This window comes from Halomonas sp., from assembly GCF_034520545.1.
GTDB lineage: Bacteria > Pseudomonadota > Gammaproteobacteria > Pseudomonadales > Halomonadaceae > Halomonas.
Map to the genome: position 1 here is coordinate 42508 of NZ_JAXHNN010000014.1, position 20692 is coordinate 63199.

General features: G+C 66.5%; 24 protein-coding genes. 7 read left to right on the forward strand and 17 right to left on the reverse strand.

The window, feature by feature from the left end; genetic code table 11:
* Nucleotides 1-17 precede the first annotated feature (17 nt).
* Together dnaG and rpsU are read right to left on the reverse strand one after the other, a co-directional pair.
* A complete protein-coding gene (gene dnaG, locus U5L98_RS15290; protein WP_322559168.1) occupies nucleotides 18-1844 on the reverse strand; it encodes a DNA primase in 1827 nt (608 codons plus the stop codon).
* A gap of 117 nt (nucleotides 1845-1961) precedes the next feature.
* Nucleotides 1962-2177 carry a 30S ribosomal protein S21 gene (gene rpsU, locus U5L98_RS15295; RefSeq protein ID WP_013333229.1) on the reverse strand — a complete coding sequence of 72 codons (216 nt, stop codon included), beginning with the start codon at nucleotides 2175-2177 and terminating at the stop codon, nucleotides 1962-1964.
* A 278-nt stretch (nucleotides 2178-2455) separates the two neighbouring features.
* Between rpsU and tsaD the strand changes: the two genes are divergently transcribed.
* Entirely contained in the window at nucleotides 2456-3484 is a 1029-nt protein-coding gene (gene tsaD, locus U5L98_RS15300; RefSeq protein ID WP_322559169.1) for a tRNA (adenosine(37)-N6)-threonylcarbamoyltransferase complex transferase subunit TsaD, read from the forward strand.
* A gap of 89 nt (nucleotides 3485-3573) precedes the next feature.
* Here tsaD and plsY read toward each other — a convergent pair whose 3' ends face one another.
* Nucleotides 3574-4161: a glycerol-3-phosphate 1-O-acyltransferase PlsY gene (gene plsY / locus U5L98_RS15305; protein ID WP_322559170.1), complete on the reverse strand. Its 588-nt coding sequence runs from the start codon at nucleotides 4159-4161 to the stop codon at nucleotides 3574-3576.
* A gap of 172 nt (nucleotides 4162-4333) precedes the next feature.
* Between plsY and folB the strand changes: the two genes are divergently transcribed.
* Together folB and folK are read left to right on the forward strand one after the other, a co-directional pair.
* Nucleotides 4334-4699, forward strand: a complete 366-nt coding sequence (folB, locus tag U5L98_RS15310; protein ID WP_322559171.1) for a dihydroneopterin aldolase — start codon at nucleotides 4334-4336, stop codon at nucleotides 4697-4699.
* Nucleotides 4699-5217, forward strand: a complete 519-nt coding sequence (gene folK / locus U5L98_RS15315) for a 2-amino-4-hydroxy-6-hydroxymethyldihydropteridine diphosphokinase (protein WP_322559172.1) — start codon at nucleotides 4699-4701, stop codon at nucleotides 5215-5217. The genes folB and folK overlap by 1 nt, the downstream gene beginning before the upstream one ends.
* A 3-nt stretch (nucleotides 5218-5220) precedes the next feature.
* On the opposite strand, the gene U5L98_RS15320 is transcribed toward folK, so the two are convergent.
* The 8 genes from U5L98_RS15320 to U5L98_RS15355 are packed head-to-tail and all read right to left on the reverse strand — an operon-like array spanning nucleotide 5221 to nucleotide 13105.
* Nucleotides 5221-6381: a polynucleotide adenylyltransferase gene (locus U5L98_RS15320; RefSeq protein WP_322559173.1), complete on the reverse strand. Its 1161-nt coding sequence runs from the start codon at nucleotides 6379-6381 to the stop codon at nucleotides 5221-5223.
* Between the two features lie 3 nt (nucleotides 6382-6384).
* Complete coding sequence (glpE, locus tag U5L98_RS15325) at nucleotides 6385-6708, reverse strand: thiosulfate sulfurtransferase GlpE (protein ID WP_322559174.1); 324 nt, start codon at nucleotides 6706-6708, stop codon at nucleotides 6385-6387.
* A 27-nt stretch (nucleotides 6709-6735) separates the two neighbouring features.
* Nucleotides 6736-7560 carry a symmetrical bis(5'-nucleosyl)-tetraphosphatase gene (locus U5L98_RS15330; RefSeq protein ID WP_322559175.1) on the reverse strand — a complete coding sequence of 275 codons (825 nt, stop codon included), beginning with the start codon at nucleotides 7558-7560 and terminating at the stop codon, nucleotides 6736-6738.
* Between the two features lie 57 nt (nucleotides 7561-7617).
* Nucleotides 7618-8016: a Co2+/Mg2+ efflux protein ApaG gene (gene apaG, locus U5L98_RS15335; protein ID WP_322559176.1), complete on the reverse strand. Its 399-nt coding sequence runs from the start codon at nucleotides 8014-8016 to the stop codon at nucleotides 7618-7620.
* On the reverse strand, nucleotides 8013-8831 hold the full coding sequence (gene rsmA / locus U5L98_RS15340; protein WP_322559177.1) for a 16S rRNA (adenine(1518)-N(6)/adenine(1519)-N(6))-dimethyltransferase RsmA: 819 nt from the start codon (nucleotides 8829-8831) through the stop codon (nucleotides 8013-8015). Before rsmA ends, apaG begins: the two co-directional genes overlap by 4 nt.
* Nucleotides 8832-8847: 16 nt before the next feature.
* Nucleotides 8848-9966 carry a 4-hydroxythreonine-4-phosphate dehydrogenase PdxA gene (pdxA, locus tag U5L98_RS15345; protein WP_322559178.1) on the reverse strand — a complete coding sequence of 373 codons (1119 nt, stop codon included), beginning with the start codon at nucleotides 9964-9966 and terminating at the stop codon, nucleotides 8848-8850.
* Nucleotides 9966-10625 carry a SurA N-terminal domain-containing protein gene (locus U5L98_RS15350; RefSeq protein ID WP_322559179.1) on the reverse strand — a complete coding sequence of 220 codons (660 nt, stop codon included), beginning with the start codon at nucleotides 10623-10625 and terminating at the stop codon, nucleotides 9966-9968. The genes pdxA and U5L98_RS15350 overlap by 1 nt, the downstream gene beginning before the upstream one ends.
* Before the next feature lie 32 nt (nucleotides 10626-10657).
* On the reverse strand, nucleotides 10658-13105 hold the full coding sequence (locus U5L98_RS15355; protein ID WP_322559180.1) for an LPS-assembly protein LptD: 2448 nt from the start codon (nucleotides 13103-13105) through the stop codon (nucleotides 10658-10660).
* A gap of 166 nt (nucleotides 13106-13271) precedes the next feature.
* On the opposite strand from U5L98_RS15355, the gene U5L98_RS15360 reads away from it, so the two are divergent.
* The 3 genes from U5L98_RS15360 (at nucleotide 13272) to U5L98_RS15370 (ending at nucleotide 15593) form a co-directional block, all read left to right on the forward strand.
* Complete coding sequence (locus tag U5L98_RS15360) at nucleotides 13272-14297, forward strand: aminoglycoside phosphotransferase family protein (protein ID WP_322559181.1); 1026 nt, start codon at nucleotides 13272-13274, stop codon at nucleotides 14295-14297.
* Nucleotides 14294-14956 (forward strand): N-acetylmuramate alpha-1-phosphate uridylyltransferase MurU, encoded by a 663-nt coding sequence (gene murU / locus U5L98_RS15365; protein WP_322559182.1) that lies wholly within the window; start codon nucleotides 14294-14296, stop codon nucleotides 14954-14956. Before U5L98_RS15360 ends, murU begins: the two co-directional genes overlap by 4 nt.
* A 217-nt stretch (nucleotides 14957-15173) precedes the next feature.
* Nucleotides 15174-15593 (forward strand): OsmC family protein, encoded by a 420-nt coding sequence (locus U5L98_RS15370; RefSeq protein ID WP_322559183.1) that lies wholly within the window; start codon nucleotides 15174-15176, stop codon nucleotides 15591-15593.
* A 49-nt stretch (nucleotides 15594-15642) separates the two neighbouring features.
* On the opposite strand, the gene coq7 is transcribed toward U5L98_RS15370, so the two are convergent.
* The 6 genes from coq7 to phaR all read right to left on the reverse strand — a co-directional run bounded on the left by coq7 (nucleotide 15643) and on the right by phaR (nucleotide 19873).
* Nucleotides 15643-16281: a 2-polyprenyl-3-methyl-6-methoxy-1,4-benzoquinone monooxygenase gene (gene coq7, locus U5L98_RS15375; protein WP_322559184.1), complete on the reverse strand. Its 639-nt coding sequence runs from the start codon at nucleotides 16279-16281 to the stop codon at nucleotides 15643-15645.
* A 47-nt stretch (nucleotides 16282-16328) separates the two neighbouring features.
* Complete coding sequence (locus U5L98_RS15380) at nucleotides 16329-16670, reverse strand: histidine triad nucleotide-binding protein (protein ID WP_322559185.1); 342 nt, start codon at nucleotides 16668-16670, stop codon at nucleotides 16329-16331.
* A 30-nt stretch (nucleotides 16671-16700) separates the two neighbouring features.
* On the reverse strand, nucleotides 16701-17573 hold the full coding sequence (locus U5L98_RS15385) for a phosphoribulokinase (protein ID WP_151443188.1): 873 nt from the start codon (nucleotides 17571-17573) through the stop codon (nucleotides 16701-16703).
* Nucleotides 17573-18007, reverse strand: a complete 435-nt coding sequence (locus U5L98_RS15390; protein WP_322559186.1) for a thioesterase family protein — start codon at nucleotides 18005-18007, stop codon at nucleotides 17573-17575. Before U5L98_RS15390 ends, U5L98_RS15385 begins: the two co-directional genes overlap by 1 nt.
* 38 nt (nucleotides 18008-18045) lie before the next feature.
* A complete protein-coding gene (purD, locus tag U5L98_RS15395; protein ID WP_322559187.1) occupies nucleotides 18046-19341 on the reverse strand; it encodes a phosphoribosylamine--glycine ligase in 1296 nt (431 codons plus the stop codon).
* A 70-nt stretch (nucleotides 19342-19411) separates the two neighbouring features.
* Nucleotides 19412-19873: a polyhydroxyalkanoate synthesis repressor PhaR gene (phaR, locus tag U5L98_RS15400; RefSeq protein WP_322559188.1), complete on the reverse strand. Its 462-nt coding sequence runs from the start codon at nucleotides 19871-19873 to the stop codon at nucleotides 19412-19414.
* A gap of 99 nt (nucleotides 19874-19972) precedes the next feature.
* Here phaR and U5L98_RS15405 point away from each other — a divergent pair, with 99 nt between their 5' ends.
* Complete coding sequence (locus U5L98_RS15405) at nucleotides 19973-20686, forward strand: 16S rRNA (uracil(1498)-N(3))-methyltransferase (protein WP_322559189.1); 714 nt, start codon at nucleotides 19973-19975, stop codon at nucleotides 20684-20686.
* The last annotated feature ends 6 nt before the right edge of the window (nucleotides 20687-20692 follow it).

Consider the following 20692-nt stretch of genomic DNA (forward strand, 5'->3'; position numbering starts at 1 on the left):
CCTTTATCACTCCTGCATCACCCCTTTAGCTCGGTGAGCAGACCCATCAGGCGCTGACGCTCTTCCTGCGAAAGCCGCTCTCCCCGCTGCTGCTTTGACAGCAGGGCGTCGACTTCCTCCTGATGCGACGGCCTGAGACGGTGTCGCCGGAAGTGCTCCACCAGTCCGTCCAGCTCAGCGGCCCGCGCGCCCGGCGAAAGCAACAGCTCACGGCGCGCCAGCTCAGCCAGACGCTCGCCCTCCGGGGTGCCGTGGAAGTGGGCCAGCAGCACCTGGGCACTACGGTAGCGTCCCGCCCGCAACAGCCGCTCCACCTCATGGCAAAGCCCGGCCTCCGGGTCCTCCGCAGGATACCAGTCGCTTTCCTCGGGCAGGCGCTCCACCAGCCGCGGCTCATGGACAAGCAACTGCAGCACACGCCCCATCAGGCTCAGTGCCCCGCCTGACGGGTAGCCACCTTGCTCCGGCAGGGATTGAGGCCCCTTGCCATCTCCGAGCGGCTCATCTTCCGCGAGTGACGGCTCGGCCTCCGGCACTTCACGGGATGCGACCAGCATCTCGAAGCGCGACTGGTCGACGCCGGTACGCCGCGAGAGTTCCGTCAGCAGCAGCGACTTGAGCACGCCTTCCGGCAATTTGCCGATCGCCGACAGCACTTGGCTGGCGAAGCGCTCGCGGGCTTCGATCGACGCCAGATCACGCCCCTCGGCGGCATGATCGAAGAGGAATTCCGACAGGGGACTGGCGCAGGTGATGCGATCCTCGAAGGCCTCCGCCCCCTCCCGACGCACCAGGGTATCGGGATCCTCCCCTTCGGGCAGGAACATGAAGCGCGCCTGGCGCCCGTCGATCATCTGCGGCAATACCGTCTGCAGCGCCCGGGCCGCGGCCTGACGGCCGGCACGGTCGCCGTCGAAGCAGAACACCACCTCGCCGACCATCCGGAACAGCCGTCCCAGGTGCTCCTCGCTGGTGGAGGTGCCGAGGGTGGCCACGGCATTGCGGATGCCGAACTGGGCCAGCGCCACCACGTCCATGTAGCCCTCGACGATCACCAGCCGCTCGAGCCGCGAGTTGGCCTGGCGCGCCTCGAAGAGACCGTAGAGCTCGCGCCCCTTGTGGAACACCGGGGTTTCGGGCGAGTTGAGGTACTTGGGCTTGGCGTCGCCCAGCACCCGCCCGCCGAAGGCGATGGTGCGCCCGCGGATATCGCGGATCGGAAACATCACCCGGTCACGGAAGCGGTCATATGTCCGCCCGCTGTCCTCGCGATGCACCAGCAGGCCATACTCGATCTGCACCGCCTCGGCGACGCCGCGCTCCGAGAGGTGACGCTTGAGAGCGTCCCAGCCGTCCGGGGCATAGCCGATGGCAAAGTCCTGCTGCACCTCCGATGACAGTCCCCGCTCGTCAAGGTACCGGCGGGCGGCCTCCCCTTCGGGCATCTTCAGACGCTCGCGGTAGTAGCTGGCGGAGAGCTCCAGCAGGTTGACACCTTCCTTGCGCTTGCGCTCGCGAGCCTGCGCACGAGGGTCATCGGCCCCTTCACGCGGTACCTCCATGCCGAGCCGTGCGGCTAGCTGTTCCACCGCCTCGGGAAAACGCAGATTCTCGTACTCCATCAGAAAGCGCAGGGCATTGCCGTGGGCGCCGCAGCCGAAGCAGTGATAGAACTGCTTGTCGGCGCTAACGGTAAATGACGGCGACTTTTCCTGGTGGAAGGGGCAGAGTCCAGAATGGTTGCGGCCGGCCTTCTTCAGCTTCACGCGCTCGCCGACCACCTCGACCACGTCGACACGGGCCAGAAGGTCATCGATAAAGCGCTGAGGAATCTGACCGGACATTCGGACACCCTGCGATAAATGGGAAGAGACCAAAAACAAGCGGCCACCGTTAGGCGGCCGCTTGGCGTCCCTCTTGAGGCGGCATGGACTGTATGCCCCTACCGACTCCAGTACGGATCAATAGAGCCGTTCGAAACGCTTGCGCTCACGCTGAAGCTTCTTGGCATGACGCTTGACGGCAGCGGCCGCCTTGCGCTTGCGCTCTGCGGTCGGCTTCTCGTACTGCTCGCGACGACGCACTTCCGAGAGAACACCGGCTTTTTCACAGGAACGCTTGAAGCGACGCAGCGCGACGTCAAACGGCTCGTTATCACGTACTTTGACAGAAGGCATTAAGCACTCACCTACCTTGAATAACTTGAGTTCGGTTTGTACGCACACCTTGCGAGTACTATTCGCCTTCACGCAACTATGGCCGGAATCGCCAGGCGAACCGGAACGATGCGAGAAAAGCGAAGAGCCACTCCTGGGTGCACGACCCAGTCTTGCAGCGGACAATATTCTAGACCCCACATCGAACGCGTGCAAATCGTTTCCGCACTGCGTCCACACTGCGCGGGCCTGGCAAAACGCGTAGAATGCCGCCTTCCACGTACCATCGAGCCATCATCATGCGCGTACTGGGCATCGAGACCTCCTGCGACGAGACCGGCGTCGCCCTTTTCGACACCGAGCGCGGCCTCGTGGCCGACGCACTCTACAGCCAGATCGCCATGCATGCCGAGTATGGCGGCGTGGTCCCGGAGCTCGCCTCTCGGGACCACACGCGCCGCCTGCTGCCGCTGATCCAGCAAGTGCTCGACGAAGCCGGCCTGACACGCACCGATATTGATGCCATCACCTACACCGCTGGCCCGGGACTGGTCGGCGCGCTAATGGTCGGGGCCAGCACCGCCCACGGCATGGCACGGGCACTGGAGATCCCGGTACTCGGCGTCCATCACATGGAGGGCCACCTGCTGGCCCCCATGCTGGAGGACGAGCCTCCCGGCTTCCCCTTCGTCGCCTTGCTGGTCTCCGGCGGCCATACCCAACTGGTCGAGGTGCGTGGCCTGGGCCAGTATCGTCTGCTCGGCGAGTCCGTGGACGATGCCGCCGGCGAAGCCTTCGACAAGGCGGCCAAGATGCTGGGGCTCGACTATCCCGGTGGACCCCAGGTGGCGAAGCTTGCCGAGGGCGGCGACCCCGGCCGCCTGCGCTTCCCGCGGCCGATGACCGACCGCCCGGGGCTCGATTTCAGTTTCTCGGGGCTCAAGACCCACACCCTTACCGCCATCCGCAAGCTCGAGCAGGTCGACGAACTCGACGACCAGGCCCGTGCCGACGTGGCCCGCGCCTTCGAGGAGGCGGTGGTCGATACCCTGGTGATCAAGTGCCGCCGCGCGCTGGATGCAACCGGCCTCAAGCGCCTGGTGGTGGCCGGCGGCGTGAGCGCCAACGTACGACTGCGCGAACGGCTGGAGGTCGAGTGCGCCAAGCGCAATGCCCGGGCCTACTACCCTCGCGGGCGCTTCTGCACCGATAACGGTGCCATGATTGCCTACGTCGGTGCTCAACGCCTGATGGCCGGCGAACACGACGAGCCAGGCATCATGAAGGCAGTGCCACGCTGGCCGATGGATACCCTAGGCGAGCCGTAAGCTGGAAGGCAGCATGATCCCGTTTCCCCTGGGGCCAAGGGTTTTCTTCCGGCTTCCAGGAGCGAAGCGACGCTCTTCAAGCTTTCAGCTTAAAGGGGCGGCTCGTCGCCGCGCCCCATTCGCCGGATATTGAGTACGTGGCGCGCCAGCACCAGCAGGGTGAAGACGATCACCACGCCGGCGAAATCCGGCGCCAGCCACAGGCTAGCCAGTGGTGCCATGGTGGCACTGGCCAACGACGCCACCGAGGCGGTGCGCACCCGCCATACCAGCAGCATCCAGAATGCAGCGCAGCAAAGCGCCACCCAGGGCGTGAGCACCAGCATCACGCCGAAGGCACTGGCAACGCCCTTGCCGCCCCGGAAGTGATGCCAGGCCGGGTAGCTGTGACCCAGCAGCACACCTAGACCCACCAGCCCCAACCCCCAGGGCGGGAGGCCGAACCGCATGGCCAGCCACAGCACCGGCATGCCCTTGACCACGTCCACCACCAGGGTAGCCAGAGCCAGGCGACGGCCGTGCAGACGCAGGACATTGGAGAACCCCGGATTACAGGAGCCGGCCAGCCGCGGATCCCCCACGCCGGCCAGGCGGCACATCGTCAGCGCGCCGAGCCAGGTACCGCTGAGATAGCCTAACGCCATCAGCGGGAGGATGAGGTCGAGTGGCGCCTCCACGGGCGGCCTCCTGTGGGGTCAAACCGTGATTCTGCCAGCCATGGGCGGGGCTTGACAGGCCGGGGGTCGTCCTCCGGTGTCGCCCGCGGCCCGGCTGGCGTACAATCTTCCGCCTGCAGGCGGACCCTTTGTATCACTCGGTCCGCAACCTCCAATGGCCCGTGGAGCCCCGATGGATCTAGTGCTGATCGAAGCGCTCGAGGTGGACACCGTGATCGGCGTCTATGACTGGGAGCGCACCATCACCCAGACGCTGCGGCTTGACCTGGCGCTGGGCACCGATATCCGCCCCGCAGCGGCCGATGACGACATCGGCCTGACGTTGAACTACGCCGCCATCAGCGAGCGCGTTAACGCCTTCGCAAACGAGCATGAGTTCGCCCTGGTGGAAACCTTCGCCGAGCGCCTGGCCGAGACCCTGCGCGACGAATTCGCTATCCCCTGGCTACGCCTCACCGTGCGCAAGCCCGGCGCCGTGCCTGCAGCCGCCGCGGTGGGCGTCTGTATCGAACGCGGCCAACGGACGGGGGGCACCTGATGGCCCGGATTACTGTCAGCATCGGTAGCAACATCGAGCGAGACCGCCATGTCCGGGCCTGCCTGGATGCCCTAGCCACGACTTTCGGGTCGCTCGCCATCTCGCGAGTCTTCGAGAGCGAGCCGGTGGGCTTCGAGGATGGTCGCAACTTCTACAATCTGGTGGTGGCCTTCGACAGCGACTGGCCGGTGGGCGAGCTGCAAGCCTGGTGCAAACGGCTGGAGTTCGCCAACGGCCGCCGCAAGGGGGTACCCAAGTTCAGCCCCCGGACACTGGACATCGACCTGCTCACCGTGGGCGACCTGACCGGCACGTACGATGAGGTCGAACTGCCCCGCGACGAGATCCTGAAGCATGCCTTCGTGCTGAAGCCGCTGGCCGAGCTGCTCCCCGACGCCCGCCACCCCCTCACCGGCAAGACCTATCACGCCCACTGGCGCGAATTCGAGGCCGGCCAGCAGCGCCTCTGGCCAGTGGACTTCGTCTGGCAGGAGCGGTGCATTTCCGCGAAGGACTGAGCCTCAGGACTTCGTCCCGGGGCTGGCGAGCGCGCCGTCTATGGCTTCCCAACGTCGCCGGGCCAGCTCATCGCCCAGTTCGCGTCCACGGTAGCCCTCGGCTACCAGCGCCTTGGGCAGAACCTGCTGGGCCAGGCGCCAGGCCAGAGCCAGGTCCTCGGCCAATTCCGGGGCCTCAAGGCTCACCAGGCTGATCAGCGGTGCCACCCGATCGCTGCGGCGCCAGGCGTCGACGCCGTCGAGCCAGGCCATGACCCGCGCCCCGTCCAGACCGTACCGTGCTACCCGCTTCAGCAGCGTGCGGGTTCGTGCCGCCTGGGTGGACAACTCGCGATGGGCCCGGGGCAGACGCAGCCGCTCGGCCAGGACCTCGCGGTCTTCGTCATCCATATGCTCCACCAGCCGCGCCCATCGCCAGCGGGCCTGTGACTCGGCCTCGATGTCTTCCGGTAACCGATGCAGACGCCCCAGCGCCTCGTCGAAGGCCGCCGGATCCGCCGCCAGCTCCGGCATCAGCACCTCCAGGGCGCCGCAGTCGTCCAGCACCTGGAAGTAGACCTCCGGCCAGGGCTCACCAAGCGCCTTTTCGGTCTCGGTCCAGACGCGCTCGGCCACCAGGTGAGCCAACTCGCCACTCTCCGACAACTCCCGCATCAGCCGGCGGGTTTCATCGGCGATGATAAAGCCGAGGCCGGCGTAGCGCGCCAGGAAGCGTGCGGTGCGCAACACCCTGAGCGGATCCTCGACGAAGGCCGGCGAGACATGACGGAGCTGGCGTGTCTCGAGGTCAGCCAAGCCGCCATGGGGGTCCACCAGAGTGCCCTGCGGGGTCTCGGCCATGGCATTGATGGTCAGGTCACGGCGCGCCAAGTCCTCCTCGAGGGTCACCTCGGGGCTGGCATGAACCTCGAAGCCGGTGTAGCCATGTCCTGACTTGCGCTCGGTGCGCGCCAGGGCAAACTCTTCGTGGCTCTCGGGGTGCAGAAAGACCGGGAAATCGCGACCCACCGGCTTGAAGTCCCGCCGACGCATCTCTTCCGGGGAAGCACCCACCACCACCCAGTCGGTGTCCTTGACCGGCCAGCCGAGTCGGGCGTCGCGCACCGCGCCGCCGACCCGGTAGACATCGAGCCCCTGCAGGTAGGGGTCCTCGGCCTCGGTCATGGTTCAGGACTCCACGCGATCGGGGTGGCGAAGCTGCCAGTCGGTGAAACCGCCATCGAGGCTATAGACCTCGGCGAAACCCTGGCCGGCCAGCCAGGCCGCCGCCTGCTGGCTGGAGTTGCCGTGGTAGCAGACAACCACCAGAGGCGCCTCGCGGGACGCCTCCTCGATGAAGGCACCCACCGTGTCATTGTCCAGGCGGCGGCTGCCGGGAATATGACCCTGGGCGAAACTCTGCGGATCGCGGATATCGACCAGGGCCAGTGCGCGTCGCTCGTCGAGCCAGTCGGACAGGGTCGGGATATCGAGATGCTGGAAGGTCGTCATGTCAGCCTCGCGGTGGAAGGGAGAAACTCAGCGCATATGGCTCGGGACGCTGATGCGCTTACCGCTATCGAGGTTCAGAGCGGTCAAGCGGCTGCCCCAGATACAGCCGGTATCCAGGGCCTCGGCACGCACCCGGCTCGCCGGTGTCTCACCCTGCAGCGCGGCCCAGTGTCCGAACAGCAGCCAGGGGTCATCGTCACGGGAAAACTGGAACCAGGGGGCGAAGCCTCCCGGCGCGCTGTCGAGCCCCTCCTTGGCGGCGAAGTCGAGACATCCGGCGGCATCGATGAAGCGCATGCGAGTAAAGACATTGATGATCATCCTCAAGCGGTCGATGCCATCGAGGTCGTCGCGCCAGCAGGCCGGCGCGTTGCCGTACATCTGCTCGAGGAAAGCGCCGGCATGCTCGCCGGTGAGGCGCGACTCGGCTTCGTTGGCCAACCCCGCAGCCTGCTCGACCGACCACTGCGGCAACAGGCCGGCGTGGATCATGACGGTATCGTCCTGCTGCCCCGAACGCCGGCGCACCAGCAGGGGACGCGACTGAAGCCAGTCGAGCAGGCGCTCACGGTCCGGAGCGGCCAGGATCGTCGCAAGCGTGTCCTTGCGGTTCTCACGTCCCCCTCCACGAGCCACCGCCAGCAGATGCAGGTCGTGGTTGCCGAGCACGGTGAAGGCAGACTCGCCCAGCGCCATCACCTCGCGCAGGCAGGCCAGCGAGCCGGGGCCACGATTGACCAGGTCACCAACCAGCCACAGGTAGTCGCTGCGCGGATCGAAGTCGAGTTTTTCAAGCAGGGCGACGAACTCGTCGTGGCAGCCCTGCAGATCGCCGACGGCATAGGTGGTCATCATGGCTCCCCGGGGTCGGTGAGATAGGGTCGATTAGCTAGGATCGATGCTGTGGGGTCAGTGTACCTGGTTGGGCCCGGCCAGCCGGAAAGGGGCGACGGCCACCTCGAAGGGCCGCTGGCTAGCGGTATCGACGCAGGTATAGGCGCCCTCCATCACCCCTACCGGGCCGTCGAGAATCGCCCGGCTGGTGTAGCGGAAGGTCTGGCCGGGGCCGATCATCGGCTGCTGACCCACCACGCCCTTGCCGCGCACCTCCTGCACCTTGCCGCTGCCCTGGGTAATCCTCCAGTAGCGAGCGAGCAATTGCACGCTGTGCCGGGAGGTGTTGTGCACCGTGACGGTATAGCTGAAGACGAAGCGCTGCTCGTCAGGCGCAGACTCTTCGACGCGGAAATCCGGCGCCACGTCGACGCGGATCGCATGGTCGAGCGCTTCCGGGGTGGTCAGGGTCATGAGGCCTCTCCTCGCTCGGCCGCGGCCAGGTGGTTGGCGATACGCACGAACTCCTCGATGTTGAGTGTCTGGGGACGGCGTCCCGGGTCGATGTCCAATGATTCGAGGGTCGCGGCGTCAATCCGGCCCTTGAGATTGTTGCGCAGGGTCTTTCGCCGCTGGCCGAAGGCCTCGCGCACCAAAGAGAAGAGCAGCTCCTCGTCACTCGCCGGATGCGGCAAGGCCTGGTGGGGGGTTAAGCGGATGATGGCTGACTCCACCTTGGGGCGCGGCACGAAAGCCTCCGGCGGCACCGTGAACAGTGCGTCGACCCGGCAGTGGTACTGGGCCATCACCGAGAGCCGCCCCCAGTCGGGGCCACCTGGGACGGCGGCAAGGCGCTCGACCACTTCCTTCTGCAACATGAAGTGCATATCGGCCACGGCGTCCCCGGCCTCGAGGAGGTGCACAATCAACGGCGTGGAAATATTGTAGGGCAAATTGCCCACTACCCGCAGCGCAGCGCCCGCGCCCTTCAGGGCCCGGAAGTCCACCTTGAGGGCGTCGCCTTCGTGAATGACGAAACCGGGCTTGTCGAAGAACTGCACCCGTAGACCGGGAATCAGGTCGCGGTCGAGTTCGATCACCTCGAGATGGCCATCGGCCGCCTCGAGCAGCGGCTCGGTCAGCGCCCCCTGGCCAGGGCCGATCTCCACCAGCCGGTCGCCGGCACGGGGCCCGATGGCGCGCACGATGCGCGAGATGACGCCAGGGTCGCGCAGGAAGTTCTGGCCAAAGCGCTTTCGGGCCCGGTGAACCGGGGAGGGGGATGCCATTCAGGGTCGTCCTTGCTCAGGTTGAGCGTTGACGGCGACAATCTCGAGCGGCCTCGAGGCGCTGACGACTCATGACGCTGCGCCTTCCTGGCGTAGGTCTCGCTTCGGCCATCTCGGCGGCCAGGGCCACCGCGACCCGCAGGCTGCCGAGGTCGGCGCGCCCCGTGCCGGCCAGGTCGAGGGCGGTGCCGTGGTCCACCGAGGTGCGCACCAGCGGCAGCCCCAGGGTGATATTGGCGGCGCGTCCGAAGCCGGCATATTTCAGCACCGGCAGCCCCTGGTCATGATACATGGCCAGCACCGCATCGGCGCCCTCGAGGTGGCGCGGGGTGAACAGGGTATCGGCGGGCAGCGGGCCGTCGAGAACCAGCCCCTCGGCCCGCAGCTCCTCCAGGGCCGGAATGATGATATCCAGCTCCTCGCGGCCCAGGTGGCCCCCTTCTCCGGCGTGGGGATTGAGGCCGCAGACGGCGATGCGCGGTGCCATCACGCCGAACTGGCGCTGCAGGGCATCGTGGAGGATGCGCAGCAGGAGTTGGAGCCGGGGGGCGGTGATGGTGTCCGCCACCTCGCGTAGCGGCAGGTGTGTGGTGGCCAACGCCACCCTCAGGGCTGCTTCCCCTTGCCAGCCCTCCTCGCGGGCATGCAGGGCGCTGTCGGTGGCGAGCATCATTACCACCTCCTCCACTCCGCAGGCATCCCGAAGATACTCGGTGTGGCCGGTGAAGCCGGCATGGCCTGCATCGAGGATCACGCCCTTGTGCAGCGGGGCCGTGACCATGCCGGCGGCTCGGCCGGACCGGCAGGCGTCGATCGCCACATCCAGGGTCTCTAGTACATGGTCGGCATTGGCGGTGTCGAGCACACCGGGATGCGAGGGGGCCCGCAGCGCCACGGGCCAGACCGGCAACATCCCGCGGCGCGGTGCCGGAGGAGTCTCATCAGGCGCGAGCTCCCGAATATCCAACTGGCGGTCAAGCATGGCGGCGCGCTCGGCCAGCAGGGCCGGGTCACCCACTGCCACCACTCGAGCAGGAGGCGACACATCGGCCGCCAGCATTACCGCAAGTTCCGGCCCGATGCCTGCAGGCTCGCCGCAGGTCAAGGCCAGCACCGGGGCGTCGTCCAAGGCCATCAGCCCTCCGCGAGACGGTTGTCGACGAATGCCCGGCTGCGGATCTCCTGGATCCACTCCTCCATTTCGGCGTTGACCTTGCGCTGGAACAGGGCCTGGCGCGCCTGCTCGCGGCTGGCACCCTCCTGTTCCACGAAGCGATCCACCTCTCGCTCGGAGATGTTGACACGACTGGCGACCTGACGCTGCTGTAACTGGCGCATCATCAACTCACGGCGGACTTGGTCACGGACCACGGAGAGCGAGAGGCCATCGGCCTCGAGGGCGTCGGCGAACTGGTCCAGCGTCATGCCATTGTTCTCGGCGATGGCTCGCACCTGGCCGTTGAGTTCGGTGTCATCGATGCTCAGGTTGGCGTCACGAGCCAGCTGCAACTGAATCTCCTCGACGATCATGCGGTCCAGTACCTGCTCGCGCAGGACCCTGTCGCTGGGGGCTTCCTGCTGTTGGCGAGCGATCTGACTGCGCGTCTGGTCGACGCGCTCTTCGAGCTCGCTGTGCATGATGGCATCATCGTTGACCACCGCCACGATGCGATCCAGCATCTGGCGACCCGGCGTATGGGAATCCGTGAGGCCGGCATCCTGAGCCTGCCCTGCCAAGGGCAGGGCGGCCAGGCACAAGGCCAATGCCAGGGTGGCGATATGTCGACTGCGCATGTCTCTCTTTCCTCTCATCATTGTCGAATGTCTCAGAGCCGACCGAGGGCAGTGGCCCGATACCCCGGGATCGCCTCCTCGAAGTAGCCGTCGGCCTCGCCGCCGACACCACCTAGCCCCTTGAACACGAAGCGCAGGAAGACCCCCCGATCGGTGAGATCGTCCTCGATGGTGTTCGCAGTGTCGTTGTCGTCGATCCACTCGCGCCAAACCAGCTGCAGACCATAGCAGCAGTCATTCCACTGAACACCTGCCAACTGCTCCAGGGCACGGTCGTTGGTGTTGTCGTAGAGCAGCCGGCCAATCAGATCCAGGCGGCGGCTGGCCTTCCAGGCGAACGAGACGTCGTACTCTCCAAGGTTGTAATTGACCGCGTCCTCGTCCTCCTGGGCGGGGTCGAAGCCTTCGAGTTGCCAGCGGTAGCCGAAGTTCAGTACGTGGCCGGCATCGGCGCGATACTGCACGGCAAGCGAGGTGCTCTCGGTCTGTTCGAGGTGGTCGTCGTAGAGCCACTGCCACCGCGAGCGCCATTGGTCGGTGAGCCGCCAATCGACCCGGGTGACCAGCGGCGAGCGATCGCGCGTCGCCCGATAGTAGCTCTTGAAATTCGCGTAATCATCGCGCTCGGACTTGTCGGGATCGCCATCCATATCGATGGCGCGATCTTCCAGGTAGTAGGCTTGCCCTACTCCGACCGAGAGCCGCTCGCGACCGGTCGCATCGGCCAGCAGCTGCGACTCGAGGCCCAGCGAGACGCGATTGAGGTCACCCACGCGGTCGCTCCCGGAGAAGCGGTAGGGAGACCAGAGCTGGTTCCAGGAAAAGGCCTGTTCCGCGGTATCGAAGTCCGGGAACTCGGTCTGATCCCGGGCCGGCACATAGGAATAGTTGATGCGTGGCTCCAGGGTCTGGCGATAGCCGCGGCCGCCGAGCTCCAGCTCCCGTTCGAAGACCAGGCCCCCGTCGAGGGTGGCGACCGGCACGCTGCGGGTCAGTCCCTCGTCGCGTTCGGTCTCGCGCTCGCCGTAGTCGAGCTGGTAGGCGGTGGCGAGCCACGCGAGACGCGGCTCCAGGTGCCCCCAACTCTCCTCGAGGCGCCAGCCCGTGACCGGCGAGAGGTGCAACCGGGTGCCGTTGGCTGCCTCGCGAATGGGCACCTTCGTTTCGTCCACGTCACGCCAGAAGTGAGTGACATTGGAGCGCCACTGCTGGTAGAAGCCGCTCTCCTGAGCCCAGCGGGCATTGGCGGTCAGACTGGGCAGCCGATAGAAGGGCTTGTCGCGCTCGAGCAGCGGGTCGTCGAGCTTCTGGTAGCCCTGGGCCCTTGCCTGCAGCTGCCAGACGTCGCCGCGATGGTCGAGCTGGGCGAAGCGCGGCATGCTGGCGGTGCTGTCCTCGCCGAAGCCGCGCCCGAAGTCGTCGAAGTAGCGCCCGTCGCTTGCCGCCCCGTAACGCAGCCGGTAGCGGGTGCGTGCGTCGAAACGGCCCGCATGACGATAATCGAGGTACCAGCGGGCATCACCGCTCTCCAGCGCGGAGGTGTTGGAGGCCTCCTCTCCCGCCGCCTGGTCATCGACGATATAGGCCCCCTCGATCTGCCCCGCATCCTGCTTGAACAGGTAGCGGTACTCACCGCCCAGCAGCAGGCCGCGGTCGCTGATCCAGCGTGGCGTGAGGGTGGCGTCGTGGTTCGGGGCGATATTCCAGTAGAAGGGCTGGGAATAGTCCAGCGAGTCGCTGGAGAGGCCGATCGTCGGCCACAGGAAACCCGTCTGACGGCGTTCGTCCAGTGGGAAACGCACCCAGGGCCAATACAGCACCGGCACCTTGCCCACCTCCAGCCGGGCATGGGTCGCGGTTCCGACACCGCGCTCGCGGTCGAGCAGGATGTCACTGCCCACCAGACGCCAGAAGTCACTGCCCGGCTCGCACGTGGTGAAGCTCGCCTCGGTGAGGCGATAGCGGCCATCCTCGAGGCGGGCCAGGCGCACCGCATCGCCGCGCAGGCGCTGTTCATGGACCACGTAATGGGCCATGTCGATGCTGGCGGCATCGCTGGTCAGCGAGAGTTCGGCGGCGTCACCGCGCACCAGCAGGCCGCTGTCGCGCAGTGTCAGAGGGCCTTCGGCATAGGCGATCTCGCGACTGCCAGGGACGCGCACCCGCGGCGCCTCGAGCTGGGCATTGCCGCGGCGCAGAAGGACCTCCCCCCCGAGGGTCGTCTCGCCCTCTCTCCCGTAGTCGGCGAGGTCTGACTCGCTGGTGACCTTCCCGCCGGGAGGTGGCGGCAGCCGGTAATCCGGCATCACGTAGCGACCGCGACACAGCTCGCCGGCCGGGCGCGCATCACCCCAGGGCTGCCAGTCCAGCTGGTCGGCCGGCAGCGGTTCGGGCGGCGCCGCCAGCAGGGGCCCACTTGCCAGGCCGGTACAGGCCAGGCCTGCCAGGGCCGTCCATGTCCACGAGAATCGCTTGCCCATGCTCCACGATGTCCTTGGCGGGATGAATCGGTATTATACAGGCCGCATCCGGCCTGTCCTGCCGGCATGAGCCCTTGCCATCGCCGACACTGTCGGGAACTCAGCATGCGGGGCCTCCAGGGGGCCGTCAACCGCCCCCGCTTCTCACACAAGGAGCCAGACGACGATGCCAGAGGCCACCACCCCCAAGCGACAGGATCGCCTTCGCCAATGGGCCGCCCGCCGCCACGCGCTCCCCCCGTCCGCCATCAGGGTGCGGCTCGCGGCCGGCGACGCCAGCTTCCGACGCTACTTCCGCCTGCAGCTGCCCGACGGCACCACTCGCATTCTGATGGATGCCCCACCCGACCGGGAGGACAGCCGACCCTTCGTGGCCATCGCCGAAAAGTGGCGCTCGGTCGGCCTACCGGTGCCCGCCCTGCATGGCGTGGACCTGGCGGAGGGCTTCATCGAGCTCGACGATCTGGGCGATACCCCGCTTCAGGCGTGCTTCCAGGGCGATGATAACCCCGACACCCTGGCCTGGCACGAACGCGCCCTCGAGCTGATCCACGCGCTACAGAATCACGCCCCCGTCGAGGAGCTGGCCGCCTATGACGCCGCCCTGCTCGGCCGCGAGCTCGACCTCTTCCCCGACTGGTGCCTGGGGGAGTGGCTGGGCATGGCGCCTCCGCCAGGCTGGGAAGCACTGCGCGACTCTCTGATCGCCGAGGCTCTGGATCAACCAGTGGTCGCGGTGCATCGCGACTTCGACGCCATGAACCTGATGGTGTGCGGCGACGCTCTCCACCTGATCGACTTCCAGGACGCCGTGGCGGGACCGCTCAGCTATGATCTGATCTCTCTGCTGTGCGGCCGCTACTGCCGCTTCCCTCCGGCCCGCTTCGCCTCCTGGGTGGAGACCTTCCGGGTGCGCGCCATCGCCGATGGCCGGCTCCTCGCCGATGTTGATCCCGCGACCTTCCATCGCCAGGCACAGGCCATGGCCGCTCAGCGCTCGCTCAAGGTACTGGGCATCTTCTGCCGGCTGACCCTGCGCGACGCCCGCGAGGGCTACCTCGAGCGGCTACCGCACTTCCTCGGCCACCTGGAGGACAGTCTCGCCGACCTGCCCGACCACGCCAACATGCGTACCTGGCTCGCCGACACCTTCCGCCCGGCGCTAGCGGCGCGCCTGGAGGCCGGCATATGAAGGCGATGATCCTGGCCGCAGGACTCGGCACCCGCATGCGCCCCCTCACCGACCATTGCCCCAAGCCGCTGCTCGAGGTGGGGGGCAAACCGCTGATCGTCCACCACCTCGAACGTCTGAGGGCGAGCGGCATCACCGAGGTGGTGATCAACGTCAGCTACCGTGCGGAGCAGATCCTTGCGGCACTGGGTGACGGCAGCGGCTTCGGGATGCACATCGCCTGGAGCCGAGAGGCAACGCCGCTGGAGACCGGCGGCGGCATTCGCCAGGCGCTGCCGCTGCTCGGCGAGAGGCCCTTCCTCCTGGTCAACGGCGACATCTGGTGTGACCTGGACCCCGCCGGGCTTCCCGCGCTGGGCGACGACCTGGCCCGGCTGGTGCTGGTGGACAATCCCGACCACCACCCCCAGGGCGACTTCCACCTGGACGCCGAAGACCGAGTGCACGCCGAGGGCGAGCCACGCCTGACCTACGCCGGCATCAGCCTGCTGGACCCGGCGCTACTGGCCGATGAAGCGCCCGGCGCCTTCGCCCTGGCGCCGCTGCTCCGGCGCGCCATGGCAGAGGGACGCGTCGGCGGCCACCATTACCACGGCGCCTGGGTCGACGTAGGCACACCGCAACGCCTGGCCGAGCTCGATCGGCGACTGCGAGGCTGAGCATAGGAGCCGCAGCTGCTATGCTGGCTGCCTTCGCTTGATCACCCTAGTAGCAGCCTCCAGAGCGAGGGACGCCGGGGACAAGCCGCAGGGGAGGTCCTACGCCATGGACGGCGTCGGTAGCGTACAAGGATGTATTCACAGCGCCTCCCCGCAGGCTTGTCGACGGATCAGACCCGAGCAAGCTGCTTGAGAACCGAGTAAGGATGCCTGCATCATGAAAGCAAGCGTGAAATGGACTGACGGTCGTCAATTCGTCGCCGAGAGCGGTAGCGGCCACAGCGTGGTCATCGACGGCCCGCCCGACCATGGCGGCCGCAACACCGGCCCGCGCCCCATGGAGCTGTTGCTGATGGGCGTGGGCGGCTGCACCTCCTTCGACATCCTCAACATCCTCGAGAAGGCCCGCGCCGACGTCACCGATTGCGTGGCCAGCCTCGAGGCCGAGCGCGCCGACAGCGTGCCCAGCGTCTTTACCAAGATCCACGTGCACTTCACCGTGAGCGGCAAGGGCCTGAAGGAGAAGCAGGTGGCGCGCGCCGTGGAGCTCTCGGCCGAGAAGTACTGCAGCGCCTCCATCATGCTGGTCAAGGGTGGGGTCGAGATGACCCACTCCTTCACCATCGTCGAGGAGTAGCGCCTAGCGCTACTGAGCAGCTTGGCGCTAGGCGCTTGCAACTCGGCGCTTAGAGTCGATAGACGCTCTTGGTCATCACCTTCGACATCAGCTTCATGCCCAGCTTGACCGGGGCGGGGAAGCGGGCGCCACCGGCCTCCAGCGCCAGCTGGGCATGGTGGGCCTCGTCGATGGCCATCTGGCGCAGCACGGCCCGAGAGCGCTGATCAACCGGCGGCAGCTTGACCAGGTGATCTTCCAGGTGGTGGCCGACCTGCTCCTCGGTAGCAGCCACGAAGCCCAGACTGATCCGGTCACCCACGGCGCCGGCTGCGGCGCCAAGGCCGAAAGAGGCCGCATAGAACAGCGGGTTGAGCAAACTGGGCCGGTCATGCAATTCCTGCAGCCGCTCGTCGCACCAGGCCAGGTGGTCGACCTCCTCCTGGGCGGCCTGCTCCATCTGGCCCCGCACCTCCGGCAGATTGGCGGTGAATCCCTGGCCCTGATAGAGAGCCTGGGCACAGACCTCTCCGGTATGGTTGATGCGCATCAGTCCGGCAGCATGTCGCCGCTCTTCATCGCTCATCGGCGCATCATGGAGATCCGCGGTGGCCGGCGAGGGGCGCGAGGAAGCCGCCGCGTGGGGCACCAGGGTCCTCAACACGGTATCGAACTGGTGGATCAGGTTGTCGGTGCGGGAAAGGGTCATGGCATGCCTCTCGAGAATGCACCTGATACGTTGTACGCCCGATCGCGCTAGCCAGCCGGCCAGGTGAAGCGACGACCACCCATCAGGTGCATATGAATATGGAAGACGGTCTGGCCACCCTGGTCGTTGCAGTTCATTACCACCCGGTAGCCCTCCTCGGCAAAGCCCTTCTCCGCCGCCAGCTTCGCCGCGGTGTACTGCAGCCGGCCGACCAGCGCCAGATCGCCCTCCTCGATGTCGTTGAGGGTGGCGATATGCTGCTTGGGCACGATCAGCATATGGGTCGGCGCCTGGGGATTGATGTCATTGAAGGCCAGCACGTCTTCGTCCTCATAGACGATGTCGGCGGGAATCTCGCGCTCGATGATCTTGCAGAACAGACAATCCATGGGAATCATTCCTCTCGGTCGAGTCTCGGGTCAGCGAAAGCGCCGCTGGGCAAGCAGGTGGCGGACCAGCGGTCCCAGGATCAGTTCCATGGCCAGCGACAACCGCGACCCAGGCACCACCAGGGTATGCGGCCGGCTCATGAAGGAATCCTGGATCATCGCCAGCAGGTAGGGGAAGTCCACCGTGGCCGGGTCGCGAAAGCGGATCACCACGAAGGACTCGGCATCGATAGGGATGTCCTGCACCTCGAAGGGATTGGAAGTATCTACCGTGGGCACCCGCTGGAAATTGATATGGGTGCGCGAGAACTGCGGCTGAATATAGTGCACGTAGTCATTCATGCGACCCAGGATGGTATCGATCACCGCCTCCTGGGAGTAGCCGCGGTGACGCATGTCGCGATCGATCTTCTGGATCCATTCCAGATTCATGGTCGGCGCCACGCCCACCAGCAGATCCACATGGCGGGCGATATCGAGCTCGGCAGTGACCAGCCCTCCGTGCAGCCCCTCGTAGAACAACAAGTCCGTACCAAAGGGCAGCGGCTGCCACTCGGTGAAGGTGCCCACCTGGTAGCCGGCCTCGATCATCTGCTTGTCTTCGGCATGGATATAGTGGCGGTAGGAACCATTGCCGTGTTCACCGTACTCCTGGAATAGCACCTCGAGCCGGTCGAGCAGGTTGGCCTCCACGGCGAAATGGGAGAGCTCATCCTTGCGCTCGGGCTCGTCGAGGGAGATGCGCGCCAGTTCCTGCCGGGTGTAGCGGTGGAAGGCATCGCCGTCGACGAAGGCGGCGTGCACGGCCTCCCGGGCAAACATTCGCTCGAAGGTACGCCTCACCGTGGTGGTACCGGCGCCGGAGGAGCCGGTCAGGGCGATGATCGGATACTCCCGGGACATCAGTTCGCTCCTGCCAGGGCATCCCGCACACCGGCGGGGACCGCTACCGGTCGGCCGCTTTGCGGGTCGATCAGCATCAAGTTGATTCGCGCCGTGGCCACCGTCGTACCATCGGCCTCGCGCAGGATGCGATGGTAGACGCCGATGGCCTTGCGCCCCGGCTCGGGAATGGCCGTTTCCACCACCAGGGCATCGGGCCAACGCGTCTCGGCCTGGTATTGCACGGCGAGATCCGCTGCCACGCAGGGGTAGCCACCGAGGTCCCACTCGCGAAGGTCCCGCGAGGCGAGTGCGGCAACGCGGGCCTCGTGCAGCAGAGACACCAGCGAATCGTGGCCCAGGTGACGGCCGTAATTCATGTCGGTGATGCGCACCGTCAGCGGGTGACGGTGCACCACATCATCCGCGGGAAAGCTCAGTCTGACACGCTCCATCCTCGCTCCTGATCTTGTTGTGCCGCGACCGTGTGCCGTCAGGCATCAGCGCGCTCGCGGGCGATGGCTCGGTGGGCGATATCGCGTCGGTAGAGCATATCGGGCCAGGCGATCTCGGCCACGCCCCGGTAGGCCAGGTCCCGGGCCGACCCGACACCGTCGCCCAGGGCAGTGACGCAGAGCACCCGCCCCCCGGCGGTGACCACCCGGCCCTGGGCATCCTCGGCAGTGCCGGCATGGAAGACCTTGCAGCCGGTGGCCTCGGCAGCCTCCAGCCCCTCGATAACGTCGCCCTTGCGGTAGCTGCCCGGGTAGCCGCCGGCGGCCAGCACCACGCCCACCGCGGCCCGCGGGTCCCAGTCGCAGGCATGGCCGGCCAGTTCACCGCGGGCCCCGGCCAGGCACAGCTCGGCGAAATCTGACGCCAAGCGCAGCATGATCGGCTGGGTCTCCGGGTCGCCGAAGCGGCAGTTGAACTCGATCACCCTGGGATTGCCCTCGGCGTCGATCATCAGACCGGCATAAAGGAAGCCGGTGTAGGCATGCCCCTCCTCGGCCATGCCACGCACGGTGGGCCGGATGACCCGCGCCATGATGCGCTCGAAGACCTCGTCGGTGACCACCGGCGCCGGGGAGTAGGCGCCCATGCCGCCGGTATTGGGGCCAGTATCGCCGTCGCCGACCCGCTTGTGGTCCTGGCTGGTGGCCATGGGCAGGATCGTCTCGCCGTCTACCATGACGATGAAGCTCGCCTCCTCACCCTCGAGAAACTCCTCGATCACCACCCGGGCACCGGCATCGCCGAAGGCATTGGCCTCGAGCATATCGCGGACCGCTGTCTCGGCCTCATCGAAGGTCATGGCGACGATGACCCCCTTGCCGGCGGCCAGTCCATCGGCCTTGATCACGATGGGTGCGCCCTTCTCCTCCAGATACTCGAGGGCAGGCGGTACCGCGGTAAAAGTGCGGTAGTCGGCGGTGGGGATGGCGTGGCGTGCCAGGAAATCCTTGGAGAAGGCCTTTGAGCCCTCGAGCTGGGCCGCGCCGGCGCTCGGCCCGAAGATCGCCAGGCCCGCCTCGCGGAAGCGGTCGACCACACCCTCGACCAGCGGCGCCTCGGGGCCGACGATGGTCAGTGCCACATCCTGCTCCCGGGCGAAGGCCACCAGGCCTGCCAGGTCAGAAGCGCCGATAGCGACATTCTCGAGGCCTGGCTCCCGGGACGTTCCGGCATTGCCGGGAGCCACCAGAACGGTCTCCACCTGGGGGGACTGGGCGACCTTCCAGGCCAGGGCATGTTCGCGGCCACCGCCGCCGATGATCAGGACCTTCATCCGCTGTACTACCTCACAACCGTGCCAGAAACGTCGCGGCATTATGTCAGAAACTCGCCCGGCACGCCGCTCAGGGCTTGCCGCTGCCCTTGTCGTCGTCCGGAGAATCGGCCTGGTTGATGGTCTTCTGCCAGAACTTCATGTTCTCCTCGGCCAGTTCGCGCATGAACTCCATGGGCGTGTGCCGTATGGCCTGCTGCCACTGATCCTGCATTCTCTGCTGCTGTTCTAACATCAGCTTGGTGCCCTGCTCCAGGTAACGAGACAGAGGCAGTGGCTGAGCCATGTCATAGACGCGGATGAACTGGGCGAGCAAGTCGTTGGAGAACACCTGTGCATCGCCGTCAGCCTGTTCCTGCTCGATGATGATCGACAGCAGGATGGTGCGAGTCAGGTCCTCGCCGCTCTTGGCATCCTCCACGCGGAAGGGCACCTCGTCGAGGATCAGGCCACGCAGATCCTCGAGGGTCACGTAGCGGCTCTGTTCGGTATCATAGAGCCTGCGGTTGGCATACTTGCGAATCACGCGCACGGCGCTGCTCCTTGTTATACGAAGGGGCGGCTGCCCCTGTACGGCCATTGTGCACCGCGACACCATCCATGCAAGGCATAGCCGCCAACGCGAGGTCACATGAACCTGATTCTGCTGTCTCCCGATGATATCGAGAACGACCGCCTGGCCCGGATCCGCGACCCGCGGCGCCTCGCTCACCTGCGCGAGGTGCACAGTGCGCATCCCGGCGATAACCTGACGCTGGGCATCGAAGGGGGACGCCTGGGGCGCGGGGAGCTCCTGGCCTTGAACGACGAAGAGGCACTCTTCGACATCGCGGCCCTGGATCAGCTGCCACCGCCGGCACTGCCGGTGCACCTGGTGCTCGCCCTGCCCCGCCCGCGGATGCTGGCACGTAGCCTGGAGCACGTCACCGCGCTCGGCGTGAAACATATCACCCTGCTTAACACCCGCCGCGTGGAGAAGAGCTACTGGCAGTCGCCGGAGCTCGGCGAGGAGAAGATTCACCGTCACCTGGTGCTTGGCCTGGAACAGGCCCGCGATACCCGGCTGCCGCAGGTTACCCTGGCCAAGGGCTTTCGCCCCTTCGTCGAGGATCGACTGCCGGCGCTGCTGGCGGAGCGCCGGGGCCTGGTGGCCCACCCCGGCATGCCGAACGACTGCCCCCGCGGCCTCGACGAACCCGTACTGCTGCTGGTGGGGCCCGAGGGCGGCTTCATCCCCTGGGAAGTGGAACAGCTGCTGGCAGCAGGCTGCGAGGGCATCCACCTGGGCCCGCGCATCCTGCGGGTGGAGACGGCGGTGACGGCCCTGCTCGCACGGCTCTTCTGAGCCCGA

Bases quoted from the DNA above. Each gene is read 5' to 3' on its own strand.
- U5L98_RS15380 (WP_322559185.1), bottom strand. From the start codon at position 16,670: ATGGATTGTCTGTTCTGCAAGATCATCGAGCGCGAGATTCCCGCCGAC.
- U5L98_RS15350 (WP_322559179.1), bottom strand. From the start codon at position 10,625: ATGCGCAGTCGACATATCGCCACCCTGGCATTGGCCTTGTGCCTGGCC.
- purD (WP_322559187.1), bottom strand. From the start codon at position 19,341: ATGAAGGTCCTGATCATCGGCGGCGGTGGCCGCGAACATGCCCTGGCC.
- U5L98_RS15405 (WP_322559189.1), top strand. From the start codon at position 19,973: ATGAACCTGATTCTGCTGTCTCCCGATGATATCGAGAACGACCGCCTG.
- rpsU (WP_013333229.1), bottom strand. From the start codon at position 2,177: ATGCCTTCTGTCAAAGTACGTGATAACGAGCCGTTTGACGTCGCGCTG.
- U5L98_RS15385 (WP_151443188.1), bottom strand. From the start codon at position 17,573: ATGTCCCGGGAGTATCCGATCATCGCCCTGACCGGCTCCTCCGGCGCC.
- murU (WP_322559182.1), top strand. From the start codon at position 14,294: ATGAAGGCGATGATCCTGGCCGCAGGACTCGGCACCCGCATGCGCCCC.
- U5L98_RS15370 (WP_322559183.1), top strand. From the start codon at position 15,174: ATGAAAGCAAGCGTGAAATGGACTGACGGTCGTCAATTCGTCGCCGAG.
- U5L98_RS15320 (WP_322559173.1), bottom strand. From the start codon at position 6,381: ATGACCGAGGCCGAGGACCCCTACCTGCAGGGGCTCGATGTCTACCGG.
- U5L98_RS15330 (WP_322559175.1), bottom strand. From the start codon at position 7,560: ATGACCACCTATGCCGTCGGCGATCTGCAGGGCTGCCACGACGAGTTC.
- coq7 (WP_322559184.1), bottom strand. From the start codon at position 16,281: ATGACCCTTTCCCGCACCGACAACCTGATCCACCAGTTCGATACCGTG.
- folK (WP_322559172.1), top strand. From the start codon at position 4,699: ATGGCCCGGATTACTGTCAGCATCGGTAGCAACATCGAGCGAGACCGC.
- tsaD (WP_322559169.1), top strand. From the start codon at position 2,456: ATGCGCGTACTGGGCATCGAGACCTCCTGCGACGAGACCGGCGTCGCC.
- U5L98_RS15355 (WP_322559180.1), bottom strand. From the start codon at position 13,105: ATGGGCAAGCGATTCTCGTGGACATGGACGGCCCTGGCAGGCCTGGCC.
- pdxA (WP_322559178.1), bottom strand. From the start codon at position 9,966: ATGGCCTTGGACGACGCCCCGGTGCTGGCCTTGACCTGCGGCGAGCCT.
- U5L98_RS15390 (WP_322559186.1), bottom strand. From the start codon at position 18,007: ATGGAGCGTGTCAGACTGAGCTTTCCCGCGGATGATGTGGTGCACCGT.
- rsmA (WP_322559177.1), bottom strand. From the start codon at position 8,831: ATGGCATCCCCCTCCCCGGTTCACCGGGCCCGAAAGCGCTTTGGCCAG.
- apaG (WP_322559176.1), bottom strand. From the start codon at position 8,016: ATGACCCTGACCACCCCGGAAGCGCTCGACCATGCGATCCGCGTCGAC.
- folB (WP_322559171.1), top strand. From the start codon at position 4,334: ATGGATCTAGTGCTGATCGAAGCGCTCGAGGTGGACACCGTGATCGGC.
- dnaG (WP_322559168.1), bottom strand. From the start codon at position 1,844: ATGTCCGGTCAGATTCCTCAGCGCTTTATCGATGACCTTCTGGCCCGT.
- U5L98_RS15360 (WP_322559181.1), top strand. From the start codon at position 13,272: ATGCCAGAGGCCACCACCCCCAAGCGACAGGATCGCCTTCGCCAATGG.
- glpE (WP_322559174.1), bottom strand. From the start codon at position 6,708: ATGACGACCTTCCAGCATCTCGATATCCCGACCCTGTCCGACTGGCTC.